Genomic DNA, 19,319 nt, shown 5'->3' on the forward strand with positions numbered 1-19,319 from the left:
AGCCGGTCGGGCCCGGGGCCGGGCCGGCCCCTGTCCGGCTAGCGGAAGGAGTGCTCGGCGGTCGGGTACGCCCCGCCGACCACGTCCTCCGCGAAGGCCCGTGCCGCGTCGCCGAGGCTCTGGCGCAGCTGGGCGTACTGCTTGACGAAGCGCGGCACCCGGCCGTCGGTCATCCCCGCCATATCGGTCCACACCAGGACCTGGGCGTCACAGTCGGGGCCCGCGCCGATGCCGACGGTGGGGATGTGCAGCGAGCGGGTCACCTCGGCGGCCAGCTCGGCCGGGACCAGCTCCAGCACGACCGCGAAGGCACCCGCGTCCTGTACCGCCTTGGCGTCCCGCAGCAGCTGCTGGGCGGCCTCCTCGCCGCGCCCCTGGACGGGGTAGCCGCCGTAGGCGTTGACGGACTGCGGGGTGAGGCCGACATGGGCCATCACCGGGATCCCGGCCTGGACCAGCAGCTCGATCTGGTGGGCGGAGCGCTCACCGCCCTCGAGCTTCACCGCGCCGACCCCGGCGTCCTTGATCAGCCGGGTGGCGTTGCGCAGCGCCTGGACGGGGCCCTCCTGGTACGACCCGAAGGGCAGATCGCCGACGATGAGGGCGCGCCGGGTGCCGCGTACGACGGCGGCGGACAGCAGGGTCATCTCGTCCATCGTGACGGGCACGGTGGACTCGTAGCCGAGGTGGCAGTTGCCCATCGAGTCGCCGACCAGCATGACCGGGATGCCGGCCTGGTCGAAGACGGAGGCGGTCATCGCGTCGTAGGCGGTGAGCATGGGCCACTTCTCGCCGCGCTCCTTGGCGGCGGAGATGTCACGGACGGTGATGCGGCGGGATCCGGTCCCTCCGTACAGCGCCTTGTCGGCCGCTGCCGGACCGTTCGTACCGCTGCCGGACTGCTTCTGCGCAGGGCTGACGTGCGTCATTACGACGGCTCCTGTTCGTCATCTCGAGGCGCCCTGACGGCGTCCCCGGACCACTCCCATGCTGGCACGGCTCCGGTCGGGGGGAAAGTGGGCGCCGGAGGTCAGGGCGGTGGCCTTGGCCACCCTCGCCCCACCCCTTCCCGGCCTCTTCCCCGTCCCCTTCGGCCGTCGTCGTTGGCCAAAGCATCGCAAAGAGTTTTCAATACGAGACGGTTCCGTATCGCAATGGACTTAGTCTGGCCCGTATGGCAACTCCCTCCCACACCCAGGACGCCCCCGGCGGGTCCGGCGTCTCCGAGGCGATCCACCGCAGACGCTGGGCGATCCTCGTCGTCCTGATGTTCAGCGTCCTGGTCGTCGTCCTCGACAACTCCATACTCAACGTGGCGATGAAGACCATCGCCTTGCCCGAGCCCACCGGCCTCGGCGCCACCCAGTCCGAGCTGGAGTGGGCGATCAACTCGTACACCCTGGTCTTCGCCGGGCTGCTGTTCACCTCGGGTCTCCTCGGTGACCGGCTGGGCCGTAAGAAGGTGCTGCTCGGCGGGATGGCCGTATTCGGCATCGGCTCGGTGCTCGCCGCGTTCTCCGGTTCGCCCGCCGAACTCATCGGCTTCCGCGCGCTGATGGGCCTGGGCGCCGCCTTCGTGATGCCCGCCACCCTCGCCATCCTGGTCAATGTCTTCGAACGCGAGGAACAGGCCAAGGCCATCGGCATCTGGGTCGCCGCGGTCGGCCTCGCCATCGCCATCGGCCCGATCACCGGCGGACTGCTGCTCGAGCACTTCTGGTGGGGTTCGGTCTTCTTCATCAACGTCCCCGTGGTGATCGTCGGGCTGATCGCGATGGTGCTGCTGGTGCCCGACTCCAAGGACCCCAGGCCCGGACGGCTGGACCCGCTGGGCGTGGTGCTCTCCGTCATCGGTCTGGTCCTGCTGGTCTACGGCATCATCAAGGGCGGCCAGCTCGCCGACTTCACCGACGCGCAGGTGCTGGCCACGATCGGCGGCGGGCTCGCCGTGCTCACCGTGTTTGTGCTGCACGAGAAGCGGATCGACCATCCGTCGATCGACGTCGGCTACTTCCGCAAGCCCGCCTTCTCGGCCGCCGTCGCCGCCATCGCCCTGGTCTTCTTCGCCCTCATGGGTGTGACCTTCTTCATGGTCTTCTACATCCAGAGCGTGCGCGGCTACAGCGCCCTGGACTCCGGGCTGCTGATCCTGCCGCTGGCCATCGCCCAGCTCCTCTTCGCGCCCCGTGCCCGGCTGGTCGTCGAGCGGTTCGGCGCCCGTGCGGTGTGCACCGGCGGCATGCTGCTGGTGGCCGCCGCCATGTCCGGGTTCCTGCTGCTGGACGTGGACAGTCCGATCTGGATCCTCGAGGTGCTGTTCTTCGCCCAGGGCGCCGGAATGGCGCACATCATGCCGCCGGTCACCACCTCGATCATGCAGGCGCTGCCCCGTGAGAAGGCCGGTTCCGGATCGGCGCTCAACAACACCTTCCGGCAGGTGGGCGGTGCGCTCGGGGTCGCCGTCCTCGGTTCGGTGCTCTCCACCGCCTACCGCGAGGGGATCCAGGACAGCCTGGACGCCGTCCCCGGGCTGCCCGACTCCGTACGGCACACCGCGGGCGAGTCCGTCGAGGCCACCCTCGGTCTCGCCGAGCGGCTGGGCCCCAAGGGGCACGCGCTGATCGGCCCGGCCCAGGACTCCTTCGTCCACGCCATGCACATCACGGCGCTCGGCTCCGCCGGAGTGGCCCTGTTCGGCGCGCTGGTCGTACTAGCCTTTCTGCCCGGCAAGGAGAGCGGCGACCAGGCGCCCGGGGGCGGGCAGCCGCGGGAGCGGGCGGAGGCGGAGGCGAACCGATGACGGACGTGGCGCCCGATGCGGCGATGGACGTGGCGCCCGATGCGGCGTCGGATGTCGTGTCCGATGCGGCGACCGATGTGACGTCGGAGGTCGCGGCCGACGCGGTGACCGACGTCGTGTCCGATGGGGCCGATCCGGGCGATCGGGCCGCGCTCGGCTGTGCCGCCGCCAAGGTTCGCGGGCGGCCGCGCAGCCCCGCCGCCGACGCCGCGATCATCGAGGCCGCGCTGCGGCTGCTGGAGGAGGGCACCACGGTCGACGGGCTGTCGATCGAGCGGATCGCGCGCGAGGCGGGCGTCGGCAAGGCCACCGTCTACCGCCGCTGGCCCGGCAAGGGCCCCCTGATGCTCGATGTGCTGCGCTCCCTGGAGGAAACCGGCCCGGAACCGGCCGGTGTCTCGGTGCGCGATGACATCGTCGCCAACCTCGAGTTCATGCGGCGGCGCGGACTGGCCAAGCGCAACTCCGCCCTGCTGCGCAGCGTGGTCACGCAGATGCACGCCAACCGCGAGCTGTGGCGGGCCTATGAGGAGAACGTGATAGCGGCCCGGCGCGCCTCGCTGCGGGATGTGCTGCGCCGCGGTGTCGAGTGCGGGGAGATCCGCGACGACGTCGACCTGGAACTGCTGGGCGAACTGTTCACCGGGCCGATGCTGACGCGCGCCATCCTGCACGAGTGGCGGGAGCTGCCGGAGGGGCTGGCCGAGCGGATCGTGGACACGGTCCTGGAGGGAGTCTCCCCGCGCGAGCCGAGAGTCTCCCCGCGCGGCTGACCCCGGAGGATCCTCCCCCCAGGGGTGAGGGTGGAGGATCCTCCCCGCGGGGGTGACGGTGGAGGATCCCTCCCGCACGAGTTCCGCACGGATCCCTCGCGATGGATTGTGCCTGTTGTGTCACAACAGGCCCTCCTACGTCCCGACTCGGAACCCCCACGCGATCCCCTATCGTCCTCGACAGCGGGAACGCCCGATGGCGACGTCGGGAAACGCCCTGGTCATCGCCTATGGTCTTCCCTAGGCGCGGCAGTTGAGGCAGTGAGGGACAGCGAATGGCGCAGGCGTACACACAGGAGACGGACCAGCCCGGGGGCGCCCCCCAGCGCCCCGGATCCAAGGTCGCCCTTCTGCTCGACCGGCTCCGTAACGACCGCGGGATCTGGCGGCGCGGACTGGTGCTGGCCGGGATCGCGGTGCTGCTCGGGCTGGTGATGATCTTCCATGCGGAGATCCCCAACGACATCGGCAACCTCGGCAGTCTGTCGGAGACCTTCCTGCCCTGGCTCGGGCTGCTCATCCCGGTGCTGCTGATCCTAGGACTGGTCCGGCGGTCGGCCAGTGCCGTCCTCGCGCTCGTGCTGCCGGTCGCCGTCTGGCTGAACCTCTTCGGCGGGCTGATGTTCTTCGACAAGGCGGACCACGGCGGCGACCTGTCCGTCGTCACCCACAACGTCAACGCGGACAACCCCGACCCGAACGGCACCGCCGACATTCTGCGCACCTCGGGCGCGGACGTGGTGGCGCTCGAGGAGCTCGCCGGGGACGCGGTGCCGGTCTACGAACGGGCGTTGAAGGACGCCTACCCGTACCACGAGGTGCGCGGCACGGTCGGCGTCTGGAGCAAGTACCGGCTCTCCGCCACCGAACCGGTGGACATCAAGCTCGGCTGGACCCGTGCGCTGCGCACCACCGTCGCCGCTCCGCAGGGCAAGGTCGGTGTGTACGTGGCCCATCTGCCCTCGGTGCGGGTGCGGTTCAACGCGGGCTTCACGGCGGGGCAGCGCGACGACAGCGCCATGGCGCTGGGCAAGGCCATCGAGGACGAGAAGCTGGACCGGGTGGTGCTGCTCGGCGATCTGAACGGCACGATGAACGACCGGGCGCTCGCCCCCGTCACCTCCCAGATGCGCTCCGCCCAGGGCGCCGCCGGTGACGGCTTCGGCTTCAGCTGGCCCGCCTCGTTCCCGATGGCGCGGATCGACCAGATCATGGTGCGCGGACTGGACCCGGTCGGGGCGTGGACGATGAAGGAGACCGGGAGCGACCATCTGCCGGTGTCGGCGTCGCTCGACTTCTGAGGCCGGACCTCAGCCGTTCATCTCGGTGTCGCACCGGGGGAACAAACGGCGTGAGAGACTTTGTTTAGCGTGAGAACATAACCATCCCCGTATGGCGTCTCTCCGCCGTTTCTCCGTCGTTGTGAAAGGTCTCTCATGCCCCTGGCTCTGCTCGCGCTTGCGGTGAGCGCCTTCGGCATCGGTACCACCGAGTTCGTGATGATGGGCCTGCTGCCCAATGTCGCGGACGATCTGGGCACTTCGGTGCCCACCGCCGGCTACCTCGTCTCCGCGTACGCCATCGGCGTCGTGGTGGGCGCTCCGCTGCTGACCGCCCTCGGCTCCCGCGTTCCGCGCAGGCGGATGCTGGTGCTGCTCATGGCGCTCTTCACGGTCGGTAACCTCGCCTCCGCGCTCGCCCCCTCCTTCGGCCCGCTGGTGGCCGCACGCGTTCTCGCGGGGCTGCCGCACGGCGCGTTCTTCGGGGTCGGCGCGGTGGTCGCGGCCCGCCTGGTCGCCGAGGAGCGGCGGGCCCGCGCCGTCGCCACCATGTTCCTGGGCCTGACCATCGCCAACATCATCGGCGTCCCCGTGGCCACCCTGCTCGGCCAACACCTGGGCTGGCGCGCGACCTTCCTGGTCGTCGCCGGGATCGGGGTCGTGGCCATGGCGGCCATCGCCCGCCTCGTCCCCCAGGTCCCGCTGGACCAGCAGGGCGGTCTCCGCCGGGAGTTGGGCGCGCTCCGCGACCGTCAGGTACTGCTCGGCCTGCTCACCGCCGTCTTCGGCTTCGCCGGGGTGTTCGCCGTCTACAGCTATCTCGCCTCGATGATGACCGAGGTCACCGGCCTCGCCGAGTCCTCCGTCACGGTGGTCCTCGCGCTCTTCGGCATCGGTATGACCTTGGGCGCGCTCGCCGCGGGACCGCTCACCGACCGGGCCCTGCGGCCCACCCTGTACGGCTCGCTGGCGGCGCTGGCCGCGGTGCTCCTCCTGTTCGACGTCACCGTGCACACGACGTGGGCGGCGCTGGCCACGGTGGTGGTGCTGGGTGCGGTCGGCTTCATGACCACCACCCCGCTCCAGATGCTGGTCATGAACAAGGCCCGCTCGGCTCCCACCCTGGCCTCCGCCTCCAACCACTCGGCCTTCAACCTCGCCAACGCGGGCGGTGCCTGGCTCGGTGGCGTGGCCATCGCGGCGGGCTGGGGCTGGACCTCCCCCACCCTCGTCGGCGCGGCTCTCGCCCTGATCGGTCTCGCCATCGCCCTCCTCGCGGGCCGCCTCGACCGCACGCCGGAGGAGCCGTCGCGGGTGGTGGCGACGAGCGAGTCGCTGCCGCGGATGTCCGAAGTCAACTGACCCCCGGCCCTCCGGCACCCGTCCCGGCCGCACCCGCCCCTGGCCCTCCCGGGCCCGGGGGTCCCGGATCGGTGAGCCCGGCGGGCCCAGGGCCGGGCCCATGCGCCGTGTGGGGCGTACGCGTGGGGCCCCGGCGCACCGGGCTCGGGCTTGTGCGCGCCGTGCGCGTGGGGCTCGGGCGTACCGCCCGCGACCCCGGCGTGCCGGGTCGGCGTGCCTCCCAAGCCCGGGGCGGCCGACGCGTGCCGTGCGCGGGCCCCGGGGCATACCGGCCGTGGCCCCGGCGGGCCGGGACGGCGTTGGTGCCCGGCCCGGGGCGGGCGATGCTTGCCGCGTGCGGGCCCCGGCCCGGGGCCTTCCGGTTGGAGACGGCGGGCGGCGGGCGGGGCGGCCGCGTCAGGGGCGTTCGCGCCAGCGGTTGGTGATGGGGAGGCGGCGGTCCTTGCCGAAGCCCTTCGCGGAGATCTTCGTACCCGGCGGGTACTGACGCCGCTTGTACTCCGCGCTGTCCACCAGCCGCAGCACCCGCGTGACCAGCTCGTCGTCGAAGCCCGCCGCGACGATCTCCTCCCGGCCCCGGTCCCGGTCGACGTACAGCTCCAGGATCCGGTCCAGGACGTCGTAGTCCGGCAGTGAGTCCGTGTCGACCTGGCCGGGACGCAGCTCGGCGCTGGGCGGCTTGGTGATCGAGTTCTCGGGGATGGGCGGGGTCTGGCCCCGCTCCTCCGCCGCGCGGTTACGCCACTGCGCCAGGTGGAAGATGGACGTCTTGTAGACGTCCTTGATCGGGCCGTACGCCCCGACCGAGTCGCCGTAGAGCGTGGAATAGCCGCAGGCCAGCTCGGACTTGTTGCCCGGCGCGAGCACGATATGGCCCTCCTGGTTGGAGAGGGCCATCAGCATCGTGCCGCGCAGCCGCGACTGGAGGTTCTCCTCCGCCAGCCCGGTGAGCTGGAGCGAGCCCATATACGCGTCGAACATCGGGGCGATGGGGACGGTGCGGAAGTTCAGCCCCGTGCGCCGCGCCAGCTCGGTGGCGTCGGCGATCGAGTGCTCGGAGGAGTAGCGGGACGGCATGGCCACGCCGTAGACGTTCTGCGCGCCCATCGCGTCACAGGCGATGGCCGCGACCAGCGCGGAGTCGATCCCGCCGGAGAGCCCGATCAGCACACTGCGGAAGCCGTTCTTCGCGGCATACGCGCGCAGCCCCACCACCAGCGCCGTGTAGACCTCCTCGTCGTCGCCGAGCCGCTCGGCCTCGCCGCCCGCCAGCCGCTCCGGTTCCGACGGGGACGCCGGGAGCGGATCGGTGGAGAGGGTGAGGTGGTCGATGCGCAGCCCGTCGTCCACGACCCCCTCCGGGACGGAGTCCGGATCGGCGGCGGGCAGATCGAGGTCGACCAGCACACAGCCCTCGGCGAACTGCGGAGCACGGGCGATCACCTCGCCGTCACGGCCGACGATGATCGAGTCACCGTCGAAGACCAGCTCGTCCTGGCCGCCGATCATCGCGAGGTAGGCGGTGGTGCAACCCGCCTCCTGGGCCCGCTTGCGTACCAGGTCGAGGCGGGTGTCGTCCTTCTCGCGCTCATAGGGCGAGGCGTTGATGGACAGCAGCAGCCCGGCCCCGGCCGAACGGGCGGCGGGCACCCGGCCGCCGTCCTGCCACAGGTCCTCGCAGATGGCGAGGGCGACATCGACGCCGTGGACCCGGACGACGGGCAGCGTGTCACCGGGCACGAAGTAGCGGAACTCGTCGAAGACGCCGTAGTTCGGCAGATGGTGCTTGGCGAAGGTGAGGGCGACCCGGCCGCGGTGCAGCACCGCCCCCGCGTTCTGCGGGGCACCGGCGGGCTGGCCGAACCGCTCGGCCCGCTCGCTGCGGTCCAGATAGCCGACGACCACGGGCAGCTCGCCGAAGCCCTCGTCGTCCAGCCGGGCGGCGAGGGCGTGCAGCGCGGTACGCGACGCCTCGACGAAGGAGGAGCGCAGCGCGAGGTCCTCGACCGGGTAGCCGGTCAGCACCATCTCGGGGAACGCCACCAGATGGGCGCCCTGCTCGGCGGAGTGCCGGGTCCAGTGGACGATCGACTCGGCGTTGCCCGAGAGGTCACCGACGGTCGAGTCGATCTGGTTCAGAGCGAGGCGAAGTTGAGGCACGCGACCAGTCTAATCGTCTGTCTGACGCGATGGCCGGGACTGTCTCCCTTCTCACGTTCTCCGACGGGAGGAGAGGAGGGGGAGGGAGGCGGTCCCGGACCGGGGGCGCGGGGGGCGGAGACCCCCTAGCGCTGATAGCCGAGGACGGTCATCATCCCCGACTCCGAGTGGTAGACGTTATGGCAGTGGATCATCCACAACCCCGGATTGTCCGCGTCGAAGTCCACGCTCACCCGGGAATGCGGCAGCAGGATCGCGGTGTCCTTGCGCGCCCCGCCGTCCGGCAGCGCGAAGGTGTGGCCGTGCAGATGGAACGGATGCCACATCGAGGTGCTGTTGATGAAGGTCATCCGGACCCGCTCGCCCTCCCGTACCGGATAGCGCTGCGCCGGGTCGTAGGGCTTGTCGTTGATCGACCAGTCGTAGTGGCGCATCGACCCCGTCAGCCGCATCCGGATCGTACGGTCCGGCTCGCGCGGGCTCAGCCGCACCTGTTCCGCCGCCTTCAGCCGGGCGGCCGTGAGCAGCTCGCCGTCCAGCTCCTTGGGGCGGGGGAAGTTCCGGGGCCCCTTGCCGCCGGTGCGCAGTACGGCCATCGTGGACCGCCCCTTGCCCTCGGCGAGGGCGGCGAACGGGAACACCCCGCTCTTGACCTTGACCACCACGTCGTAGCGCTCGCCCATGCCCACCAGCAGGGCATCGGTCCGCGCGGGCACCACCGGATAGCCGTCGGTGTGGGTGACGGTCATCTGGTGGCCGCCCAGAGCGACCCGGAAGGCGGTGTCACCGCCCGCGTTGATGATGCGGATGCGCACCCGGTCACCGGTTTTGGCGCGGAAGACCTGCGGGGAGTGCGGGGTGCGGCCGTTGGCCAGGTAGTAGGGGTAGGCGACATCGCCCGCCACCCCGCCCAGCAGGGCGCTGCCACCGCCCCTCAGGCTCCGGGGCGGCGGGCGGAGGGCCGCCTTCGCCCTCCCCTTCCTGCCCTTCGCCTTGCCCTTCGTCCTGCCCTTCGTCTTGTCGTTCGCCGCGGCGGCGAGTGCCGCGTTCGCGGGGGCGGGGGACGCGGCCGAGCCGGCGGGTGCGGGGACGCGCCGCGGTCCGCCGTGGTCCATCCCCGGGCCCCCGCGGCCGTTGAGCTCCGCGAGCACCGCGTCCGGCGTACTGCCGCCGACCCCGTCGAGCCAGTCGTCGAGCACGATGACCCACTCCTTGTCGTACGACAGGGGCTCCTTCGGGTCCTCGACGATCAGCGGTGCGTACAGCCCCCGGTCCAGCTGCACACCGGAGTGCGGATGGACCCAGTACGTGCCCGGGTGCGCCGCCGTGAAGCGGTAGTCGTACGCCGTGCCGGTCCCCACCGGCCGCTGGGTGAGGCCCGGTGCGCCGTCCATGTCGTTGCGCAGCCGGATGCCGTGCCAGTGCAGTGAGGTGGGCTGCGGCAGGTTGTTGGTGAGGGTGAGCGCGAGCGTGTCGCCCGCGGTGACCCGGATCTCCTGGCCCGGCAGCATGTCGCCGTACGCCCAGGACTTCACCGTACGGGCGCCGAGGTCGAGCGTGGTGGCGGTGGCGAGCAGCTGGAACCGCCGGACCGGCCCCGCGCCGCGCTGCCGCTCGGCGGCCATGACCTCGGGGCCGTCGGGGGAGACGTACTCCGGGCGGGGCGCGGCGACCGCGTCGCCGCCCTTGCCGGAGGTGTCCATGCCGTTGCCGTCCATACCGCTCTCGCCCATGGTGTCGGGCGGCACGGAGGGGCTACAGGCGCCGAGCAGACCCGTGCCCGCGGCGGCGATTCCCGCGCCGAGCACGGCGCGGCGAGAGTGTGCGTGCATGAGAGAGCACCCCAATGCTGGTGTCGTGATGTGCGCAGGGGAGGACAGCGCGCCCGCCGTGCCCCGCGTGGGGGACGGGGCGGACGCGCCGCTCTATGCGCCGTGGCACCAGTGGGGGGCGGGGGGAGGGGACGGCGGGACCGGGGACCCCGGCAGTACGGGACACGGCACGGTGCGGTGGCCGGCCGCGGCCGGCGGTCACCCTCCGCTGTGCGTGCACCGGTGCCTCCGTCCGGTCGTTCCCGACGTGCCGAAATCCTGATGTCCGATGATCGTGATAATCGGCACCTTACCCCCAAGGGGTATCGCTTCCTCGAAGGCGCCGCCGGGGCGTGGAACGGTTGGGTCCGTCGCGGCACCCTGGAAAGTACGATGCACACATCGTGGTGCGGGGCGGGGCGGGCGGAGGAAACCTCCCGGAAACCCCGCCGCGTGATACTGGGCCGCGACAGGTGCCTGGCGCCCGCCGAAAGAGCCGCTTGACCTGCAAGGATTGGGGACCATGGATAAGCAGCAGGAGTTCGTGCTCCGGACGCTCGAAGAGCGCGACATCCGGTTCGTGCGGCTGTGGTTCACCGACGTGCTCGGCTTTCTGAAGTCGGTCGCCGTCGCACCCGCCGAGCTCGAGGGCGCCTTCGACGAGGGCATCGGCTTCGATGGCTCCGCGATCGAGGGATTCGCCCGCGTCTACGAGTCCGACATGATCGCCAAGCCGGATCCCGGCACCTTCCAGATCCTCCCCTGGCGTGCCGAGGCCCCCGGGACCGCCCGGATGTTCTGCGACATCCTGATGCCGGACGGCTCCCCCTCCTTCGCCGACCCCCGCTACGTCCTCAAGCGCATCCTCGCCCGGACCTCCGACCTCGGCTTCACCTTCTACACCCACCCCGAGATCGAGTTCTTCCTGCTCAAACAGAAGCCGGTGGACGGCAGCCGTCCGACACCCGCCGACTCCTCCGGCTACTTCGACCACACGCCGCAGAACATCGGCATGGACTTCCGCCGCCAGGCCATCACCATGCTCGAATCCATGGGCATCTCGGTCGAGTTCTCCCACCACGAGGGCGCCCCCGGCCAGCAGGAGATCGACCTGCGCTACGCCGACGCGCTCTCCACCGCCGACAACATCATGACGTTCCGTCTGGTCATGAAGCAGGTGGCGCTGGAGCAGGGCGTCCAGGCCACCTTCATGCCGAAGCCGTTCTCGGAGTTCCCCGGCTCCGGTATGCACACCCACCTCTCCCTCTTCGAGGGCGACCGGAACGCCTTCTACGAGTCGGGCGCCGAGTTCCAGCTCTCCAAGATCGGCCGCTCCTTCATCGCCGGGCTGCTCCGCCACGCCGGGGAGATCTCCGCGGTCACCAACCAGTGGGTCAACTCCTACAAGCGCATCTGGGGCGGTTCCCAGCGCACCGCGGGCGCCGGTGGTGAGGCCCCCTCCTACATCTGCTGGGGCCACAACAACCGCTCCGCGCTGGTCCGGGTCCCCCTCTACAAGCCCGGCAAGACCGGCTCCACCCGTGTCGAGGTCCGCTCCCTGGACTCCGGCGCCAACCCCTACCTCGCCTACGCCGTGCTGCTCGCGGCGGGTCTGAAGGGCATCGAGGGCGGCTACGAACTCCCGGCCGGAGCCGACGACGACGTCTGGGCCCTCTCCGACGCCGAGCGCCGCTCCCTCGGCATCGAGCCCCTCCCGCAGAACCTCGGCGAGGCCATCACCCTGATGGAGCGCAGCGAACTGCTCGCCGAGACCCTCGGTGAGCATGTCTTCGACTTCTTCCTGCGCAACAAGAAGCAGGAGTGGGAGGAGTACCGCTCCGAGGTCACACCGTTCGAACTGCGCAAGAACCTGCCGGTGCTGTAGGCGCAGCTCAGCGGGTGTTTCGCGCTAGACCGATGATCCGGGCCAGCGTCGTCACGGCGCTGGCCCGGAGTCGTCGCATTCCTCTTGGGCCGTCTGTGGGCCGTCCGGCGCGGATTCGACCGCCTCATAGAGCCGGTCTACTGCCGTGCGGGTCCGTCCCTCGCTGCTGGGCATCAGGTGCGTGTACGTCCGGAGCGTGAAGCCGGGGTCCGCGTGGCCAAGGTAGCCGCTCAGGGCCTTGATGTTCTCCCCGGCGTCCAGCAAGACCGACGCGTAGAAGTGCCGCAGCGCGTGCATGCCGTGCTCGCGGGCCGCCTCGTGCCGCTCACCCTTCTCGGGCTCGGGGATCACTCCGGCCGCGACGAGTGCGGGCTTCCACAGCCGGGTGTTGAAGTCGGTCCGGCGGACCGCGCCGCCCCCTATAAGGGAGAACAGCAGACGCTTGGTGACGGGCGGGCCGTCCGGCCGCAGCCATGGAAGCGTCACCTCCACGGGCGGGAACTGCTCCCGGTGCTCAATGAGCGCGCCACCGACGCGCTCCGCCAGTGGCACGTCCCGCTCCTTGTTGCGCTTCGGCGGCGCGAAGACCAGGTGTCCGTTGACCACCTTCACTTGATAGGCGACGTGCAGCCATCCCGTTTCGTAGTCCACTTCGTCATCCGACAGGCCGAAGATCTCGCCCTGTCGGAGACCACAGCCGCCCCCGACGTCGACCATCGCTTGATAGCGCTTAGGGAGCGCGGCCTGCACTGCGAAGACACGCTCTGCAGTCCACGGCCGTACGCGAGGGGCCCCGCGCTCCGGTGCACGGACCGATCGAGCCTTGCACGGATTCTTGAGTAGCAGGGTGTCGTCCACGGCGGCGTTCAGGACAGACGAGACGTTCGCGAAGATCACCCGGCGGTACGACGATGCCGGTACCGCTCGTTCCAGCTCGGCCAGCCACTCTCGGATGTGCCCAGGCTGGAAGGAGTCCAGCGGGCGTGCGCCGATGTAAGGGAAGGCGTGAAGCCTGAGCTGCACACCCACCGGTACCCGCGTGTTCGGGTCGGTGGTCTGCGCGGCGAGCCACTTCTCGCCGTACTCGCGGAATGTGATGCGCCCGGCCTGCGGGTCGATGTACTGCCCGCGTGACATGTCGGCCTCGATGTGGGCAAGCCACTGGTCAGCCAGCCGCTTCTGTTTGTCGGGGAATGACTTGCTCTTCTCGGTGCCGTCGGGGCCGATGTAGCGGGCGCGGTAGCGCATGCCGGTGCCGTGACGGTCGGTCTTGACACGGCGGGTTTTGCCGTCGGGGTCTGTCTCCGTCTTGTACCAGCGGTCTTGGATGTGGCCTGCCATGGAGGCTGTGGTCCCTTCGCGCGTGCATGGGAGCGGGGCGGGGCCGTGTGGCCCCGCCCCGTGGCGTGGGTGGGTGGGCTGTGTCTGTGGTCAGGCAGCGACCGAAGCTGCCTTGCGCTCCCGGACGTAGCGATAGACGTCGGCCGGGTCGTAGCGCAGGTGCTTGCCGATCCGGAAGCCGGGCGGGCCGAGGTGCTTCTTGCGCCACTGGTAGACGGTCTCCTTGGGCACCTCGAAGATCTCGGCGATGTCGTCGGGGGTGAGGTAGCGGTCCGGCAACCCGGCGCGGAGCGTGGCGCGCGGGTCCGGCTGTTCACGTGCGGTGCTCATGACGTGTCCTCAGTGCGCGGGCGAGGGGTCCGGTCTCCGGGGGTCTGCGCCTGTCCGAAGCGCGGATTTCTGCGTCATCGCGTCACGCACGTCATTTGCGGCTATGACCTGCTGTTATGCGGTGACGCGGGCAGCTCGGGGCGTGTCACAGGGTGGGGCGGGGGTTCTGTCACCCGTGACGCGGGTGACGCGGGATGACGCAGGTTTGGCCGTCTGCGTCACCGCTGTCATCGCTGGTCAGGGTCCGGGTTCGGGTGGCTGGTGACGTGGGTGACGTGGGTGACGCAGGGTCTCTTCTCTTAGGAAAAAGAGAGGGGTGGTGTCTGTGGTGGTGCGGTACTGCTCAGGACGTGAAGAAGGAGCCGCTTCGCGGCGCGTCTTGTGGGGCGGCGGCAAGCCGCCGGAACAGCAAGAGGAGCAACGCCCCCGGCGCGGCGTTGCTCCTCTTGCTTGTTCGGTGTGGCGCCGTGGTGGCGCGGGTCAGAACGCCGGTTCCTGCTCGTTCGGTTGCGGGAGCGGGGGGCGGGTCATCTCGATGTAGCGGGCGGCGCTGGTGCGGCCCCAGTCGATGAGGACGCCGCGTGCGGCGAGGGTCGGCTGTAGCCGCTTGAGCCGGTCGGAGAGGACCTTGCCGGTGGTGGGCCAGCCCTTGGGCAGGGGACGGCACTCCTCGCCGCTGTAGAGGCCGGTGAGGCAGTGCAGCCACTCCGAGGACGACATACGGACTTCCGCGCCCGCATCGAGCCCGGCAGCGTGCTTCAAGACCGTCTGCGCGAGGAGGTCTCCTTCGATGACGTCGTCGTTGAGGTCATCGAGGCTGGCCCGGTACGCGGCCAGCGAGCCGAACCCGGTAGCCGCGTCGAGCTGGGCGCACAGGTGGGCGAAGTCGGCCATCCGCAGGTCGGTGGGGGTCTCCGCCTGCGCGGCCCGCACCTTCACTGTCAGGTCCAGCAGGGAGCCGAGAACGACCGGCAGGATCTCCGCGTACTCCGTCCACAGCTCCGCCTCGGTCCGCCGCACCCGGGGCCGCACGAGACGGAGCGGGAGGAGGCGTTCAGCGAGGTCCGGGCGGATGACGCCGACGTCGATGCCGGTCAGGAGCATGGGGCGGCGGTAGCGGGAGCGGACGACGTCGCCGTCGGTGAAGAGCGCGCGCTTGATGCTCTCGGCGCCGGTCACGATGCAGCACATGAGGTCGGACAGGTCCGGGGGCAGGTGGGAGAGGTTGTCCAGGGCGGTGACCCATCCGGCGGCAACGGCCGTGATCATGTTCTCCTCGTCCTTCGGCGCCCGGCGCAGGTCACTGCTCATGCCCTCGATGATCCGCACGAGCATCCGGCCGCCGGTGGACTTGCCCGCACCTTGGGGGCCGGTGAGGAACGGCGCGGGCACGGGGACGGACGGCTCCAGGCAGCCGATCAGCCAGGCGATGGCCAGGCACTCGGTCTCGGCGCTGGCAAAGTTGCACAGACGGAGCAGGAGGTCGAGGCCCTTGCCGTTGGTGTCCTGGGCGGGCAGGGGGAGTTCGCCGGTGAGCTGGGTGCGCCGCCAGCAGACTTCCTGCGGGTCGGGGGTGAGGATGTCCCAGCTGGTGGGGTGGATGCGGACGGACTTGCCGTCGTCGCGGCCCAGGTCGAGCCAGGTCGCACCGTCGAACCCGGGTGCCACGCGGATGTGGGTGGGCTGTACGTCCTCGGTCAGCGCGAGTGCTTCGATCAAGTCCAACGCCTCCTTGAGTGCAGTCCCGTTGAACACGCCGACCCCGTCCCTGAAGAGGCCGACCATGAGTTCCTGCCGGTGGCTCCCCGTGGTGCCCTGGGAGCGGATCGGCCGGGCTACGGGGTGGCCGTTCTTCTGCGCGTACACGGTCCCGTCGGCGGTGCGGAAGTACCGGAAGTGCGCCTGCGCGTAGTCGGTGATGACCTCGCGGGCCGGAGTCTTCTCGTCGTCGGACATGGTCACAGTCCCAACGTGGTACGGGCGTTGGCCCACGCGTCGGTGCAGTGCCGGGGGGACTCGCCCTTGGCGTGCGCGGCGGTGAACAGCCGGGCGACGTGAGCCTCGGTGAGGCAGCCGCACCGGCCGTGGGTGGAGAGCACGGCGAGGAAGGTCCGGTAGACGGTGGCGTGGACCGCGCTGCGGGCCTCGGTGATGCGCTGCTCGGCCATGGCGATGCCACGGTCCAGGTAGGCGGGCGTGCGGTGAGGGCACACTGTTTCCCCGGCCCATGCGGGCACGGTGATGGCCTGCGGGGCCGACCGGACCGTGGAGGGCTCCTTCACTGCCAGCGCGCGCACGATGTCCGGCAGGTCGGTCATGGTGCCGGTGCCGTGACCGAGCCACCGGGCGTAGGCCATCGTGGACTTGAGGTCGACACCCTCACGGACGGCGTTCACAGACCGCATGGCGCCTCGGTAGATCCAGTGTTCACCGCGAGTCGTCGGCACGATCCGGGTAGTGGGCAGGGTCTCCCGGGCCCATGCGACGGCTTCGGTGTCGTCGAGGTCCACCACGGTCAGCCCGGCGCCGCCGGGATGGTAGGCGACCGTCACGGCCTCCCGCCACGCCGACGCCCATGCAGGCGAGGCGATGACGGACGGGTCGGTGGTGGCGGCGGCCCACGCGTGGCAGGGGCCGGGGCACTGGCAGGGCCCTGCGTCTTTCATGTTCGGCCGCCCGCCACAGGCGGGCGGCTGGCCGGTGCACGCGGGGCAGTTGCCGAACGGGACCTTGCCCCGGCGCAGCGGCAGCACCGGCAGGCCGGTCGCGGCCAGCTCCAGCGCGGTCCGCAGCGGCGACGGGGTGGGAGGTACTCGCCGGATGAGGGTGGGTTGGGTCATGCTGGATGTCTCCAGTCCTGTGATGGGTGCTGGGAGACCGGGGCGGCCGTGACTTTGGCGAGAGACGGCCGCCCCAGCTGTGGCTAGAACGGGGCGTCGGCCCATGGGTCGACGTCGGGGCGTTGCCGACGCAGCCACCGGGGGCGGTGCGGGAGGGTCAGCAGGGTCCAGCGGCGGGTCTCGTCCCAGCAGGGGCAGGGCTCCCAATCGGTACCCGCGTATTCGCCGGTGTGGTCGCCGTAGTCGTGTGCAGTGCCGCCGTCTCTGTCGCAGTCGGGGCAGTCGGGGCGGGGCGTGTCGGTGAGGACGAGCACGCGCCGGGACCAGCCAGTGCGTTGGATGCGGAGTCGAGGCATGCGGGGTTCCTCGTTTCGTCGTGGGGTGCTGGCGGGTTGGGGTGCATGCGGAATCTGACCTGCCAGTGGCCAGGGAGGTAGAGACACCCCCTGCCAGGGTGCTTGTGGAGGGGGTTTCAGGGGTGCTGACCTGTGTGCCTCCCTGACTCCCTGATGGATCATTTGGGCTGGTCAGGGGCAGGGAGGCGGCACAGGGAGGGGTTCAGGGAGTTCTCCCTGCCTCCCTGGCTCGCGAGGGCGTGCTTCCCTCTATGCGACAGCAGAAGCGGAATCCGACTCGTCCCGGTCGGTGAGGGCACGCAGGATGCGGTCGCGGCCGACGACCATGCGGCCATCGGATTTGTACGGCTCGGCCCCGGTGCCCTCGAGGACGCGCTTGAGGTCGATGAACGACCACTTGCCGTAGGCGTCTGCGTCCAGCGCGGCGAGGCGCTTGAGCACGTCTTGAGTGAGCACGCGCGAGGCGTCCCCGACCACGTCGGCGATGTCGCCGAGCGGGTCACGCTCCTCGCCCCTGTCGATGACATGCAGCGTGGTCACACCGTCCCGCAGTGCCTTGGCTCGATTGATGATCGCCTCGGCCTGGTCGTCATCGATGTAGTGCGTGCGCACCGTGAGAGACGACTGCCCCTTGGGGATCTCAATCCCGTCACTGGCGACAACCAGGGTGCCCTTGTCCAGCCCCTGCCGCAGCAGATGCGGCGCGGCCCCACCGTCAACAGCCTTGTCTCCCAGCGCCATGCGAGCCTGAGACTCAGTGCCCAGCGCGAGAGAGGCGCGGGTGTGGGCGCCCTCGCGGACCAGCTTGGGCAGGTTCTGGTCGGTGGGGTCCTGCGTGCCCTGCCAAAGGGTCACGTCCACAACACGGCCCTGGTTGTTGACCTTGCGCACGGCCATGAAGTACCGGGAGGTGGCCTTGGAGCCGCCGTAAGGACGGTTCTCCTCGTCCTTGACCGGGCACATGAACGCCACCTGCGCCTCGTCCACGATGCCGATCAGCGGTGCGAAGACGGCCTTGGGGTCGAGCCTGCGCGCCTCGATCCGGCGGTTCATCTCCACGACCAGGCCCTCGACCATTTCGGTGGCCTCGATGACGTTCTCGTCGGCCGGGCCCTGGATGAGCACGGTGGCCAGGCCATCGAACATGGCCCAGTCGCCCGCACCCTTCAGGTCAGCGATGCGGAATTCCACTGTGCGGTCCAGCGCCGTCCACAGAGCCAGTGCCCGCAGGGCTGCGGTCTTGCCCTGGTTGGACAGACCGGTGACCAACAGGTGCCGCTGATACACGCTCAGCGCACCGGCATCCCCGCGCAGGTCCTGACCCCAGGGGGCGCGGCCCTTCTTGTAGTCGGCGGTCATCGTCTCGTCGGTGACCAGCGGGGACGGGCCGATCGGCTCGTCCAGCGCACCCGAGTCGGCGATCCACAGCCGCACCGTTCGGGCCGCCTCCGAGATGGTGATGAACACCTCGTGCTCATGTCGCCCGAGGTTCTCCGCGAGCTTCCGGCGCCGGTTCTGCACCTCGATGGTGGAGACCCCGGAGGGGAGGGTGGCATCGAGTTCGACCCCGCATCCGGCGATCACGATCGGGGAGAGCATCGACGCGCCCGCGTCGCCCATCTCCTTGATGGCGTTGCGCAGTGCGGAAACGCCAAGGTCACGCAGGGCTTTGACGACGATCGAGGGCGTGATGGGCTCACCCCCGCTGCTGCGGGCGCCTGTGGGCAGTGCCCAGGTGGGCGCGGCTTGCTGGTGGCGGCCGACGGCCCACAGGCCGAGCAGGGCGAGGATGGGGCCGATGGTGATCATCGGGCCCCACACGATGGTGACGATGGTGATGAGTAGCCGGATGAACTCGATGACCGCTATCAGCGGGGTGAGGACATCGGTGAAGTCCTTGTTGGCGACGGCCAGCGCCACCCCGAGGCCGACCAGGGCACCGACGCCCATGCCGGTGCCGACCACCAGGCCCTTGGCGGCATCGACCGGGGAGCGCAGCAGGTCCATACGGCGCCGGTGCCGGGCCTCGCGGAAGCGCTGCCCGCGCTCTTCCCACTCGGCGGCCACCTCGTAATTGGCAGCCGCCTCGGCGGCCCGCAGCATGCGTTCGTAGCGGGCGGGGGTCCGGCCGTCCCAGGTGCGCCGGGCCACGATCCGCACCCCGCCCACCACGTACATGTTGTGCCGCACGATCGCACGGGCGGCGGTCCTGGTGCGCTCATGCGTGACAGCCGTCTTCACGGCGCGGCCGGAGCGCACCCACAACGGCACGACCGGGGCGGGGGCGCTCTCCACCACGGTCAAGGTGGGCCCCTGGCGGGAGGGGGGAGCCTCGGAGCTCTTGTAGAGGTGAACGACGTTGTCACTCATGCGGGAAGCCT

The 19,319-nt window shown here is 70.4% G+C and carries 14 protein-coding genes; 5 read left to right on the forward strand and 9 right to left on the reverse strand.

Features of this window, described 5'->3' with window-relative positions; translation table 11 throughout:
- Nucleotides 1-38: 38 nt before the first annotated feature.
- Complete coding sequence (gene panB / locus AB0C66_RS08500; RefSeq protein ID WP_362434551.1) at nucleotides 39-929, reverse strand: 3-methyl-2-oxobutanoate hydroxymethyltransferase; 891 nt, start codon at nucleotides 927-929, stop codon at nucleotides 39-41.
- 245 nt (nucleotides 930-1,174) lie between these two features.
- Here panB and AB0C66_RS08505 point away from each other — a divergent pair, with 245 nt between their 5' ends.
- The 4 genes from AB0C66_RS08505 (at nucleotide 1,175) to AB0C66_RS08520 (ending at nucleotide 6,215) form a co-directional block, all read left to right on the forward strand.
- A complete protein-coding gene (locus AB0C66_RS08505; protein WP_362434554.1) occupies nucleotides 1,175-2,800 on the forward strand; it encodes a DHA2 family efflux MFS transporter permease subunit in 1,626 nt (541 codons plus the stop codon).
- Nucleotides 2,797-3,573 (forward strand): TetR/AcrR family transcriptional regulator, encoded by a 777-nt coding sequence (locus AB0C66_RS08510; protein WP_362434556.1) that lies wholly within the window; start codon nucleotides 2,797-2,799, stop codon nucleotides 3,571-3,573. Before AB0C66_RS08505 ends, AB0C66_RS08510 begins: the two co-directional genes overlap by 4 nt.
- 275 nt (nucleotides 3,574-3,848) lie before the next feature.
- The gene (locus tag AB0C66_RS08515; protein ID WP_362434558.1) at nucleotides 3,849-4,874 is read left to right on the forward strand and encodes an endonuclease/exonuclease/phosphatase family protein; all 1,026 of its coding nucleotides are present in this window, start codon (nucleotides 3,849-3,851) and stop codon (nucleotides 4,872-4,874) included.
- Between the two features lie 135 nt (nucleotides 4,875-5,009).
- On the forward strand, nucleotides 5,010-6,215 hold the full coding sequence (locus tag AB0C66_RS08520; RefSeq protein WP_362434560.1) for an MFS transporter: 1,206 nt from the start codon (nucleotides 5,010-5,012) through the stop codon (nucleotides 6,213-6,215).
- Nucleotides 6,216-6,611: 396 nt separating this feature from the next.
- Here AB0C66_RS08520 and AB0C66_RS08525 read toward each other — a convergent pair whose 3' ends face one another.
- Both AB0C66_RS08525 and AB0C66_RS08530 read right to left on the reverse strand, forming a co-directional pair.
- On the reverse strand, nucleotides 6,612-8,375 hold the full coding sequence (locus AB0C66_RS08525; protein ID WP_362434563.1) for an NAD+ synthase: 1,764 nt from the start codon (nucleotides 8,373-8,375) through the stop codon (nucleotides 6,612-6,614).
- 125 nt (nucleotides 8,376-8,500) lie between these two features.
- Nucleotides 8,501-10,207, reverse strand: coding sequence for a multicopper oxidase family protein (locus AB0C66_RS08530; protein ID WP_362434565.1), 1,707 nt, complete (start codon nucleotides 10,205-10,207; stop codon nucleotides 8,501-8,503).
- Between the two features lie 502 nt (nucleotides 10,208-10,709).
- Between AB0C66_RS08530 and glnA the strand changes: the two genes are divergently transcribed.
- Complete coding sequence (glnA, locus tag AB0C66_RS08535; RefSeq protein WP_362434567.1) at nucleotides 10,710-12,071, forward strand: type I glutamate--ammonia ligase; 1,362 nt, start codon at nucleotides 10,710-10,712, stop codon at nucleotides 12,069-12,071.
- A 51-nt stretch (nucleotides 12,072-12,122) separates the two neighbouring features.
- Here the strand turns inward: glnA and AB0C66_RS08540 are convergent, their stop codons facing one another.
- From AB0C66_RS08540 to AB0C66_RS08565, 6 genes are all read right to left on the reverse strand, one after another.
- Entirely contained in the window at nucleotides 12,123-13,412 is a 1,290-nt protein-coding gene (locus tag AB0C66_RS08540; RefSeq protein WP_362434569.1) for a site-specific integrase, read from the reverse strand.
- 90 nt (nucleotides 13,413-13,502) lie between these two features.
- A complete protein-coding gene (locus AB0C66_RS08545) occupies nucleotides 13,503-13,742 on the reverse strand; it encodes a helix-turn-helix domain-containing protein (RefSeq protein ID WP_362434571.1) in 240 nt (79 codons plus the stop codon).
- A gap of 480 nt (nucleotides 13,743-14,222) precedes the next feature.
- A complete protein-coding gene (locus AB0C66_RS08550) occupies nucleotides 14,223-15,698 on the reverse strand; it encodes an ATP-binding protein (protein ID WP_362435605.1) in 1,476 nt (491 codons plus the stop codon).
- A gap of 2 nt (nucleotides 15,699-15,700) precedes the next feature.
- Complete coding sequence (locus AB0C66_RS08555) at nucleotides 15,701-16,582, reverse strand: bifunctional DNA primase/polymerase (RefSeq protein ID WP_362434574.1); 882 nt, start codon at nucleotides 16,580-16,582, stop codon at nucleotides 15,701-15,703.
- Between the two features lie 83 nt (nucleotides 16,583-16,665).
- Entirely contained in the window at nucleotides 16,666-16,938 is a 273-nt protein-coding gene (locus AB0C66_RS08560) for a hypothetical protein (protein WP_362434576.1), read from the reverse strand.
- 249 nt (nucleotides 16,939-17,187) lie between these two features.
- Complete coding sequence (locus AB0C66_RS08565; protein ID WP_362434578.1) at nucleotides 17,188-19,308, reverse strand: ATP-binding protein; 2,121 nt, start codon at nucleotides 19,306-19,308, stop codon at nucleotides 17,188-17,190.
- Nucleotides 19,309-19,319 lie beyond the last annotated feature (11 nt).

Origin of the sequence: Streptomyces sp. NPDC048636 (assembly GCF_040650655.1) — a bacterium.
Taxonomy (GTDB): domain Bacteria; phylum Actinomycetota; class Actinomycetes; order Streptomycetales; family Streptomycetaceae; genus Streptomyces.